This window comes from Paenibacillus sp. 4624 (assembly GCF_050435065.1).
Classification (GTDB): domain Bacteria; phylum Bacillota; class Bacilli; order Paenibacillales; family Paenibacillaceae; genus Paenibacillus; species Paenibacillus amylolyticus_D.
Window position 1 is genome coordinate 331,789 of record NZ_JBNDJR010000001.1, and the last position, 11,627, is coordinate 343,415.

The 11,627-nt window shown below is 46.8% G+C and carries 9 protein-coding genes; 4 read left to right on the top strand and 5 right to left on the bottom strand.

All coding sequences use genetic code 11. From position 1 onward, the window contains the following. Positions 1–28: 28 nt before the first annotated feature. Complete coding sequence (locus ABIE27_RS01460) at positions 29–1,030, top strand: ABC transporter substrate-binding protein (RefSeq protein ID WP_123062687.1); 1,002 nt, start codon at positions 29–31, stop codon at positions 1,028–1,030. A gap of 2 nt (positions 1,031–1,032) precedes the next feature. Then, complete coding sequence (locus tag ABIE27_RS01465) at positions 1,033–3,081, top strand: iron ABC transporter permease (protein ID WP_429349978.1); 2,049 nt, start codon at positions 1,033–1,035, stop codon at positions 3,079–3,081. 115 nt (positions 3,082–3,196) lie between these two features. Here ABIE27_RS01465 and ABIE27_RS01470 read toward each other — a convergent pair whose 3' ends face one another. Then, the gene (locus tag ABIE27_RS01470; RefSeq protein ID WP_429349747.1) at positions 3,197–4,372 is read right to left on the bottom strand and encodes an aminotransferase class I/II-fold pyridoxal phosphate-dependent enzyme; all 1,176 of its coding nucleotides are present in this window, start codon (positions 4,370–4,372) and stop codon (positions 3,197–3,199) included. A gap of 94 nt (positions 4,373–4,466) precedes the next feature. Further along, the gene (locus ABIE27_RS01475; protein ID WP_123062684.1) at positions 4,467–6,539 is read right to left on the bottom strand and encodes a methyl-accepting chemotaxis protein; all 2,073 of its coding nucleotides are present in this window, start codon (positions 6,537–6,539) and stop codon (positions 4,467–4,469) included. A 208-nt stretch (positions 6,540–6,747) separates the two neighbouring features. Between ABIE27_RS01475 and ABIE27_RS01480 the strand changes: the two genes are divergently transcribed. Beyond that, positions 6,748–7,776: a hypothetical protein gene (locus ABIE27_RS01480; RefSeq protein WP_429349748.1), complete on the top strand. Its 1,029-nt coding sequence runs from the start codon at positions 6,748–6,750 to the stop codon at positions 7,774–7,776. A 74-nt stretch (positions 7,777–7,850) separates the two neighbouring features. Here ABIE27_RS01480 and ABIE27_RS01485 read toward each other — a convergent pair whose 3' ends face one another. Beyond that, entirely contained in the window at positions 7,851–8,570 is a 720-nt protein-coding gene (locus ABIE27_RS01485; protein ID WP_429349749.1) for an SDR family NAD(P)-dependent oxidoreductase, read from the bottom strand. Between the two features lie 232 nt (positions 8,571–8,802). Continuing rightward, on the bottom strand, positions 8,803–9,174 hold the full coding sequence (locus tag ABIE27_RS01490; protein ID WP_123062682.1) for a winged helix-turn-helix transcriptional regulator: 372 nt from the start codon (positions 9,172–9,174) through the stop codon (positions 8,803–8,805). A 198-nt stretch (positions 9,175–9,372) separates the two neighbouring features. On the opposite strand from ABIE27_RS01490, the gene ABIE27_RS01495 reads away from it, so the two are divergent. Continuing rightward, positions 9,373–9,903, top strand: coding sequence for an NAD(P)H-dependent oxidoreductase (locus tag ABIE27_RS01495; protein WP_429349750.1), 531 nt, complete (start codon positions 9,373–9,375; stop codon positions 9,901–9,903). Positions 9,904–10,030: 127 nt separating this feature from the next. Here ABIE27_RS01495 and ABIE27_RS01500 read toward each other — a convergent pair whose 3' ends face one another. Further along, a complete protein-coding gene (locus ABIE27_RS01500) occupies positions 10,031–11,596 on the bottom strand; it encodes a glycoside hydrolase family 43 protein (RefSeq protein ID WP_429349751.1) in 1,566 nt (521 codons plus the stop codon). Between the last annotated feature and the right edge of the window lie 31 nt (positions 11,597–11,627).

An 11,627-nucleotide genomic window follows, 5' to 3' on the forward strand; every position in this document is an offset into this window, starting at 1 on the left:
ACATACAAACATAGAGGAGATTAGAGATATGAAAAAAGGGTTACATGCACTATTCATCATGATGGCATTTGTTTTAGTGCTGGCAGGATGTGGTAAAAATGCTACAACAACAGAACCAAGTAAAAATACTAATTTGGGCAGCGCTCCTGCTGAAGAGTCAGCTGGGCCGGTTACTGTACAGCATAAACGTGGGGAACTCACACTGGACAAGCCAGCTAAACGTGTCGTGACTCTGGAATGGACATATACAGAGGATGTTGTTGCTCTAGGGGTTCAGCCTGTCGGTAACGCAGATAATGCCAACTATAAAGTTTATGTAACGGATCAAGCTGCTCTGGATGATAGTGTTACAGATATCGGAACACGCAGTGAGCCGAATATGGAGGCTATAGCAGCTCTGAAGCCGGATCTGATCATCGCTAATGCAGACAACAATTCAAACGTATATGATCAGTTGAAAGCCATTGCTCCAACGCTGGAGTTCGATCCATATGACGGTGATGGATATAACTATGACAAAATGACGACCATTTTTAATACGATTGCAACAGCTCTGGGCAAAGAAGATAAAGCAAAAGAAGTGCTCAGCAATCTGGATCAGCATTATGCAGAAGCCAAAGAAAAACTGGCAGCTGCAGGGAAAGAAAACTTCCACTTTGCACTAACACAGGCATTCACGTATCAAAATGCAGCTTCCCTGCGCATGTTCAGCGACAACTCGGTTGTAGTGGGTACGTTGAACAAAATTGGCATGGTCAATGACTGGCAGCCGGATAAACTTGAAAACTACGGTTTCTCTACAGTTGGGATTGAATCTTTATCCACAGTGCAAGATAGCAACTTTATCTATATTACACAGCCAGACGATGATGTATTTGGCACAGCGATAAAAGACAATTCCGTTTGGAACGGTCTGAACTTTGTGAAGGATAAGCGTACGTATCAACTGGGAAGTACGACATGGACATTTGGCGGCCCGATTTCTTCCAAAGTGTTGGTTGACGGTGTAGTTGAGGCGATTACCAAATGAGTCTGACTCAACAAGGAACGAAGCCAGCCACGAACTGGCGTATGATAAGCATCTATGGGGGCGGTCTTACCGCCCTTATCGTGCTTTTTTTTGTAAGTCTGTGTTATGGGGAAGCGGCCATTTCGTTGCATGATGTTTGGGGCGCGCTTACAAATAGACAAGGTACGCTCGAACATAATATGGTATGGGATTTGCGTATGCCGCGTACGGTGATCGGTATTCTGGCAGGGGGTGCGCTGGCTGTTGCGGGGGCGTTGTTGCAGACCATTACTCGCAACCCGCTTGCAGCCTCAGACACGCTTGGAATTAATGCGGGCGCGTATTTTGTTGTGGTGCTCGGTGCCATTCTTTTTCCATCTTTACTCAGCCAGTCACCGTTTCTTTTTGCCGCTATGGGCGGATTGGTTGCGGCGTTCGCAGCTTATTTTATGGGCGGTGGGCGTACGTCAACGCCGGTACGACTAGCATTATCGGGTATGATCGTGTCCATGGTGCTAGGTTCATTTACAAGTGCCTTGCATATTTTTTTCTCGATGGAAACTCAGGGTTTATTCCTGTGGGGGTCGGGAACCCTTGTCCAGAATGACTGGACAGGTGTGAACTACGTCTGGCCTTGGGTCACAGGTGTAACGCTGCTGGCTCTGATTCTGTCCAAACAGTGGGATATGCTGGAGCTGGATGAATCAACCGCATCTTCTTTGGGCCAGAGAGTTGGACTTGCTCGAACAGGTGGGCTGATCATTGCCGTTATTCTGGCTGCAGTGATCGTCAGCGTAATTGGGCCGATCGGCTTTGTAGGTCTGGTTGCTCCACATCTGGTTCGTCTGAGTGGTGTTCGCTCCAATCGGCTTTTGATTCCAGGTGTATTCATCTGGGGGGCAGCGTTGCTCGTAGGTGCGGATGTCCTTGCTAAGATGATACACAACTCCAGTATGGAATTGCCAACTGGTGCTGTGATGGCGATTATTGGTGCACCATGGCTTATCTGGCTCGTGCTGACTCGAATGAAAGCAGGAAATGGTGCTGGCATGACGACATCGATGAGTACGGGGGGGCTTGTACGCCGTTTTGCCTTTACGCCTATCGCTACTCTGTTTTCTGCCATTACGATCCTATTGCTGTTGCTCAGTACGATGTTCGGTGGAATGCGTATTCCACTAGCCGACCTGCTGCCGAGTTTGTTTCAGTCGGATGGGTTATTCTCCGGAATTGTGCAGCTTCGTATCCCGCGTACTTTGGTGGCTGCAGGGGCAGGGGCGGCTCTCGCAATCAGCGGGGTGCTGATCCAGATGGCCGTTCGTAATCCACTGGCGGATGCATCGATTGTAGGTGTATCTTCCGGCGCAGGACTTGGTGCCATGATGGTATTCATTCTATGGCCTGGGCTGCCTATGTATGTGTTGCCTGTTGCCGCTATTGCAGGTGCCGCCATTGCGGCTGCGGTCGTATTCTCGCTTTCTTGGAAAAAAGGCTTGAATCCTTCCGCTGTTGTATTGCTGGGGATTGCCATGTCGGCCATTGCTGGCGCAGGTATTCAGATTCTGATCGTACGAGGTGCCGTGTATGGCAGCAGCGGTTATATCTGGCTGACAGGCAGCACGTATGCCCGTACATGGGACCAAGTCAAAGTAATCGGTGTATTCCTGCTCATTTTGGTGCCAGTGGCTTGGTGGCTTGCTCGCAAATTTGAACTGCTTGTCTTTGACGACAACAGCGCTTCCGGGCTTGGGGTGAATGTACGTCGCACTCGCTTGCTGGCCATGACTGTAGGAGTACTGCTCGCGGCTGGCGCGGTCGCTTGTGTTGGAACGGTTGGATTTATTGGTCTGATTGCACCACATATGGTTCGGCTGCTGACAGGACACAAACTGAGACAGTCGATGTTTCTGTCCGCGCTCGCTGGAGCCGTGATGCTGGTGCTCGCAGATACGATTGGCAGAACGGTGATGGCGCCAACGGAAATACCGTCAGGCATTCTCATTGCGATCATCGGAACACCATACTTCTTGTATCTGATGTACCGATCGAACTGGCGCAAAGCAGTGAAGTGAAAGTGGATGTGAAAAAGCACCAAACCCGTTTTCAGAAGGGTTTGGTGCTTTTATTTTTGTTTCAAAACCAATCTGTATCACATGTGACATAACAGCTCATCATAGCTCATCAATCCTACTTTTCAGGAATTAGCATACAGCTCGCTTCTACGTAGTGAAGGGCTTGTTGCAGTTGTTCCATATCCTGAACGAGTGCAAGTCTGACGTAACCTTCACCTGAAGGCCCAAAGGCACTGCCTGGGGTAACAATGACACCTGCCCGTGTGACGAGATCAGTAGCAAATTGCTCGGAAGTGTCGTAATGTGCGGGAATGCGTGTCCAGATGAACATCGTAGCTTCGGGTTTGCTAATCGGCCATCCCAGCTTGGCGAAACCTTCACACAGCATATCCCGTCGTTCTTCATAGACGGATCTTACCCGCTCCACATCGCTTTGATCACCCGAGATGGCTGCTATTGCTGCCTTCTGAATCGGGATAAACATGCCGTAATCCATATTGGATTTCAGCTTTTTCAGCATGGAAACAACAGCCGAATTTCCCATACAAAAACCGATTCTTGCCCCAGCTAGTCCGTACGTTTTGGACAAGGAGTTGAATTCAATCCCTACATCCATGGCACCGGGAAAGGCCAGAAAACTACCGCATGTTTGTTGGTCAAACACAAGCTCGCTATACGCGTTATCATGCAATACGATAATATCGTATTTTTTGGCAAAAGCGATTAAATCCTCGTAAAAGGAGTCCGGAGCCATCGCTGTTGTTGGATTGTTCGGATACGATACAAGCATGAACTTAGCCCGTTCGGCTATTGCCTCAGGGATGTCTTGCAATTGGATAACATAATGATGTTCCTCTTTTTGCGGCATATAATATAGTTCAGCCCCAGCCAGAAGGGGGCCATCTGCAAACACCGGATAACAGGGATCAGGTACCAGAACAAGATCACCTTCATCGACAATCGAGAGAGAGATGTGCGCAAGTCCTTCCTGCGAGCCGAGCAACGAGCAGATTTCTGTCGCCGGGTTCAACTCGACTTGATATCGCTGCCTGTACCAGTCACTTGCCGCCTGAAGTAGTTCCTTCTGATCGTTCACAGCATAGATGTAATTAGCCGGATCAGCGGCGGCTTCACCGAGTGCTTTCATAATGTGCGGAGCTGGCGGGATATTTGGTGTTCCGACGCTAAGATCGATGACGGGTTGCCCGTTCTCCAACCGGCGGCGCTTAATGTCCAGCAACTTGGTGAAGATGCCTTCACTAAAGTGATCCATTCGTTTTGCAAATCTCATGATAAGTCCATCAGCCTCCAGTGCTCTTCGTACACAACTATTTTAATAATAAATGGATCGCGTACAAAAGAGAAGAGCAGGAGGGCAGCACAGCTTATTCCACTTTAAAATGACTCAGTTCTTCCTGCAGTCTAGCAGACAGTTGATTCAACTCATTGGACAGATCGGCCACTTGTTGAATACTTTCCAGTTGTTCCTGTGTGCTTGCGCTGACTTCTTCGGTTGAGGCAGAGTTCTCTTCCGTAGTGGAGGAGATAATCTCCAGGGCCTGGAAAATCTCATCTTTGTGCTGATGCACACTAGAGGTGCTGTTCGTGATCTGTGCCATACGAAGCTTCAGTTCTTCCAAATCTTTATTGATGTTGTAGAATACCTGCTTGGTATCTTCTACAGACTTGGTGTTCTCTTCGGCAATTTTCATTCCTCGCATCGTGTGTTCTACAGACAAGGATGTTTTTTCTTCGATGACACTTACTTTTTTGTTAATCTCCTCTGTAGCCAGAGCTGTTTGTTCTGCGAGTTTACGAACTTCTTCTGCAACGACAGCGAATCCTCGGCCATGTTCCCCGGCGCGTGCAGCTTCAATAGAAGCATTAAGGGCAAGCAGATTGGTCTGAGAAGCAATTTGTTTTACCGTATCTACAAAACTGGAAATCTCATTCCGGCTCTGATCAATCTCTTGAATAATGGAGGAGATGGATTGAGTAGAACTGTGGTTCTCCGCTGACCATTTGGACAGTTGCTCCACTACCGCGAGTCCTTGACCGCTTTGATCAACAGAGGTTTGCACCATGGACCCCATCGCTTGTGCATCAGCAGCAATTTCATCAATTTGGCTTGATAATGAGCCTGTTTTACGTAAAATGTTCTCCGTCTCAATCGACTGATAATTGGTTGCATTCGCAATCTCATTGATCGCCGTAGATGTATCGTTCATGGTTACAGCGGTTCTGGAGGATATTGACTGCAAGTCATTGGATGAATGATTCAGCACTTGAGCTGAATTGCCAACAATCTTCAACATGCCTTGAATCTTCTGCACCATGGAATTCAGGCCAGTCGCAATTTGTCCAATCTCGTTATTGGATTTGATATCCAGTTCAACGGTTAAATCACCTTGCTCAATCTGTTTGATCTTACTCAGTAGCTGCGGGATGGTGCGCAATAGACGACGAAGCGTAATATAACTGATAATGACCAGAAGAATTGCAGCTGCCGTGAACCCGCCAAGGGTAATCCAGGTGAATGTTCTGAGCTCTGCTAAGACTTCCTTCTCCGTAATCGTCAGACCTACAGACCATCCGGTGTCTTTACTGGTTGCATACCCGATGTAACGACGTTCCCCATTGTCGTTTATCAGCTGTATGCCGGATTCACCAGCAATCATTTTTTTACCGACTTCTCCCATATCACCTGTAATGTTCTTGATATTTTCCTTCAGTACTTTACTCTCGTCCGGATGATACAGAATATCCCCATTCTTGGATAACAATATGGAATAACCTGTGCTGCCCAGAGAGTAACTCTCCATAATACTCGGGATATTACTAAACAGAATATCTGCTGCGGCGAAACCGATCATGTTGTTGTTATCATCCTTGATTGGATAGAAAATACCCATGAGCACTTTGCCTGCCGAAATGTCAATGTACGGATCGGAAAAGTAGAGTCCATCGGCGTCTTTGACCGGTTGGTAGTAAGGACGTGCCTGGATATCGAAATCCGGTGCGGAAACGACACCGTCATTTTGCAGCCAGAAGCCTTTACCATCCATGCCAGCAATCCAAGCATCGTTGAAGGAAGGCTCTGCCTCTACAATCTTAGCCAGTGTATCCCTTGTTTCTGCAGCATAAGTAGAAGTGGCTGCTTCTGCCGCTGATTTCGTTGTTTCTATGTATTGCCTGAATAATTGGTTAGTGGACATTTGTTTAACCAGTGAGCCTTTTTCTTTAAATAGTGCGTCGAACTCACTGACAATGGCTTGTGTTTTAGTCTTGAGCATGGCTTCTTGCTGTTGCACCAGTATGTTTCTTGTGCTTGTAAACATGAATGTTCCGAGTACAGCGAATACGACAACAATGATGACGAGCAGTACAGCAGCGAGAGTATTGGCCATACTGGAAGTCCGCGCGCCTGTTTTCCCCCGTTTTTTTAGAATGTTTAACATGGTTCCATCTCCCCAGATTCTTAATAAGAAGTTCCCAACTCCTGAGTTATATGTCGGCATATAATATAGATTTATGTATATTTTTGTCGAATGAAAAAAAATTTAATGAAGAGCCAGAACATCGTTGGGTGGTTCGTTTAGGGAAGGTTGTTTATAATGGAATGGAGTTAGGATAGGATGTAAACCAAACAGAATGGGAGGATGGAAAATGACCTCGATTTGGCATGCTTCGATACAGGGAATGCCATGGAATGAAGAGAAAATGAACCAGGCCGTGCAGCATTTGCGCCGCAGGGCGACGGTTCATTTTCGTGTTGGGGTGGATACGTATGAGAATTTGGCCGAATTGGACATGAACGTTTTCGCAACTAGGTCTGATCTGATTCTCCATATTTCGAATGCGGATCCTAAAGCGGAGTATCCACCGAGCTTTCTTGGGCGATTAGCGCAGTTGAAACATGTATCCGCTTTACAGCTTGACTGTCCACAGGTGCAGGATCTGACGATTCTGGGAGCGTTGGAACAACTGGTTTTCCTAAGAGTGAATTCACCCGCCAAAGCGATCGATCTGAGTTTTATTGAGCACTACAAACAATTAAGGTATCTTGAACTACACGGTAAATGTAAAGGCATGACCGCGATAAGAAAATGTCAAAGTCTAGAGACCGTCATTCTGAATTGTCCGGTGGACTGCCTTGAGATATTAACAGAATTGCCGAAGCTACAGTTTTTGTCCCTTGATCATTGTGAGTTAAAGAGCGAGCTGGAGGTACTGGCACAGTCCACCATTTCTATGCTTAAGCTTAGCTCGGTGCGGAAACTGATGAGTATCCAGGGACTAGAGCAGATGCACGGACTTGAGTATTTGCATGTATCCTTGCCGAAGCTGGAGCAATGCTGTGATTTCTCGCAGATGCCCCGGCTCAGACAGATTGAACTGGTTTACATGAAGTCGCTTCAAGATATCGAGTGCTTATGGACAGCCCGTGCACTGGAGGTCTTGGAGTTGAAAGAGATTAATACAGCCCTCAAAGCAGTATCTTTTGCTAGAATGGCAGAGCTTGAGCAGCTTCGGCAGGTGGATTTCCGTTTTATTGACTTTAATAAAGGGCGCATTGCAGCCATACGGGAACAGCTGATCCAACAGGGGAAGTCACATATCATCTATGAACATATTCCTGAACAACAACGAGTACAATCGATGGCGATCGAACATTTATCCCAATATTTAATGTGAAGAAACGTGAATTCAATCCAATCAAATCCAATCAAATCCAATCAAATCCAATCAAATCCAATCTATCCTTCTTACTACGTATTCATATCCGTAAGGGCAGGGACGTTAATCTCTTTCACACAGGCTGCATTGGACAGGCTGACGATACACCGGACAATTGAAACCATGTCTTGAAGCGGAATGCGTGTCCCGCCATACTCGGATAGTGCGCGTTCCATTCCTTCTTCATAGGGAATCCCTGCTGCCAGTTCTCCCGGATTAATGCACGTTACGGCGATGTGATCCCGCCGGGTATGTTCTCTGAGCGCTTCTGTAATTCCACGGATGGCAAATTTGGAGGCAACAAAAGAAACCTGAGTGTTGCCCGCATTGCTTAAACCTGCTGTGGAGCCGATGAGAATGATCTTGCCTGCGGCAGACTTGCGAAGCTGAGGCAGTAGAGCTTGAATGCATACAATGGTGGACGTTATGTTCACATGGATCAGCTCTTGAATATCGGAAGGCTCATCCTGATCAAAGGTGTAATGTTCTTCAAATCCTTCCTTTTCCCAAATACCTACGTTATATATAAGCACATCCAACGTTTCGTTGCGTAGCTGCTCTGCAATCTGTTTGGCAGCCTGAAGCTCCGAGAGATCGGCCTGAATCCATACGCGCTGTATACCGTCCTCCAGTTGCAGACTCTCGGGTTTGCTGCGGGATACAACCCACACTTTATCTCCTGCCTGCGGCACTCCGCGGACAAATGCGTCCCCCAATCCTTTACTGGCACCAAATACAATATATTTTTTCATACGTTAAAACCTCCTGATGACACAGTTTGGACCCATTACTCAAGCGTCCTGTTTGCTAAGGCAAAGGAGTTACTCAATGAGTGTGGTATAAGAGGAATCCAACCTACATCAAAATTAATAATCATAATGATAGTTTACTACATAGGTGGGATATGGAAGGTGAAGGTTACATGAGAGATGCTTCATTCTTAGAACTCCGTTTGTTCATATATAGAAGGGCAGGACTACGGGGCTATAAAATAACTTCATCGTTATTATCATCGGATAACAAAACAATGTCTTCCCCGCGTTGCTGCCTGAGCGCAATATTTTCTCTTCCCCAGGTACACATGACATCCACAATCGTATTTGCTGTGACACCATATTCCGTAAGACTATACTCGACCTTGGGAGGCATTTGCTGATAGACATGTCTTGTGACAAGACCATCACGTTCTAATTCACGTAATTGTTGAATCAGTACTTTTTGGGAAATGCCGGGCATGCTGCGCTCTAGTTCTCCTGTTCTTTTGACACCGGACATTAATAAACAGATGATGATAGCTTTCCACTTGCCGCCAATAATTTCGAGTGTGGCTTCAATGCCCAAACGATATTCCTTCATTCATATCACCTCGCTGTATTTATACGTGTTTACAGGGATAACTATTTATTTTCTCATAGTTACAAAGCAGAAGTCCATACACACCTTGAGGTAAGTATCTTACTTCATTGTGTGTATTTTCTTTTGGGGTGACGGGGTGGATAATGATCCGTAATCAAGAAAAGAAATCAATCTGTTTTGGAGAGAGGAAGGGATTAAATGGAAACACTGGTTATTTTGGCACATCCGAATATGACAACTTCAAGAGTGAATCGCCGCTGGAAAAAGGAGCTGGAGCAGCACGCAGAGCAGATACGTATTCATGAATTGTACGAAACTTATCCTGACTGGAACATAAATACTGCTCGTGAGCAGGAGTTGCTGGAGGCACATGATCATATTATTTTGCAGTTTCCGTTCTATTGGTACAGTTACCCGCCGCTGCTCAAAAAATGGCTGGATGATGTGTTCACGCATGGATGGGCTTATGGATCAGAGGGCAACCGATTGCATGGAAAGCGGATGGGACTGGCAATAACAATCGGGGATCAGCGGGAGAATTACGGAAAAGGACAACCGGTAGGTTGTAGTGTCGAAGAACTGATTGCACCATTCAAGGCAAGTATGAATCATGTGGGCGTTACGGCACTGCCGCACTATGCTGTCTTTGGTGCCTCATTTCAGGCAAGTGATGAAGAGATTGACCAAAGTGCTGTAGCGTATATTCAATATATTAAAGCGTTCAAGTGAGATATTTTTATAAAATAGTGAAAATGGCCTGGTTCCGCACATAGCGGAGTTCCAGGCCACAGTTGTACTTCAAGTGTACTTCAATTCGCAGTACTGATCCTAAAGATCAGCAGTACTTTCATCACGCTTACTCCACACGGAAGAAGTCAAAATCAGCATAGCCTCCGGTAGATTTGGTAGCGTAGTTAAACAATGCAAAGCGATAACCCATAAAGTGTGGCAACGTATACGACATCTGTAGCGTATTGCCAATGGTTGTCCAGTTCGTTCCATTCAGACTATAGGCGAAATAGGCTTTATCTGTCTGATTGGTGAAGTCACAGATGACCCGCAGATAAATTTTGTTCTGGTTCAGGGGCACACTTGCCACTTCAGTCATCGTGCCGGAACTGGCGTTTGTCATGACGATTGATTTGGTATTGCCTGTCATCTTGACGCCCACAAAACCATATCTGGCCTGAAAAGCGGCTAGGCCGGCATAATCGCCATCCTTCATACCTGCCGTTTCCAAGGCGGTAATGCCTGTACTTTTTGGCCCAAACGTGCGTTGTGTCAGCGTATTGCGAGCTTCCAATATATTTTTGCTGAGCTTGCCTATGGTCAGCCGCATGAAGCCGGGACGCTGGCTCAAGGACCATTTCGACGGGTCAGGATTATGATTCCACTGCCAGAACTTCGAGAGAGTAGATGTGCCCGAAGGTGCATTAAACTCATCTGAACCGAAGATTTTAGCGGCTGGCTGTCCTTCCACAGGCATGTTCATTGTCAATGGAACTTTGCCATTCACCCCGAACACAGGCCAGTTATCCGACCAGCTTACCGGTACAAGATATGGAATACGCCCAACGGCTCCTCGGTCGCGAAACAGGAAACCGTACCATGCACCAGATGCGGTATCCACGATACCACCTTGCGCGATGCCCGAATCTCTGAGCACCACTTTACCAGTATACGGCCCTGTTAACGTATTTGCGCGATAGGCGAGCTGGATACGTCCATCACCGGAAGGCCAAGCAATCAGGAAGACGTAATACATGCCATTAATCTTCTGGATGTGCGCGCCTTCTGCTTTTACAATCATATTAGAGCCAGCGATATGACTGGCATTCGGGATCAGCACCTGGTTCAGACCGCCGGATTTTACAGCTTTGGCATCAGGCGTCAACTCGACAATGCTGATGTTATCACTGCCATGGACAAGAAACGTACGGTTCCCGTCGAAGAGCAGGGATGGATCGTGGTAATAACTGTTCAAAGTGTAAGGCGTCCAAGTTCCGGTTTCGATGTTGCTGGTCTGATAGATGTAAGTCCTTCCTGTGGAAAGCGAACCGAATGCGACGTAATAGGTGCCATTGTTGTAGCGAAGGCTACTGGCCCAAGAACCGCGCCCGTATTCGTTCTGACCGTTATTCAGGTTCTGTACATCACTGTTGCCGAGTGTGTCATATACATAGTTCACAATGCTCCAGTTGACCAGATCGGTTGACTTCATGACAGGAACGCCCGGGTTCATATGCATGGTGGTACTGGTCATATAAAAGGTATTGCCTACACGAATGACGTCACTGTCGGGTACGTCTGCATAAAGCACCGGATTGTTAAAGGTCGCCGCAGAGGCGGGCTGATGAGTTAGAGGCAATGCTGTCAACAGCAAGGGAATGGTGAGCAGAAGCGCTCCGATTTTTTTCCACATAACGATGCCTCCCTGAATGTCATGATCACAA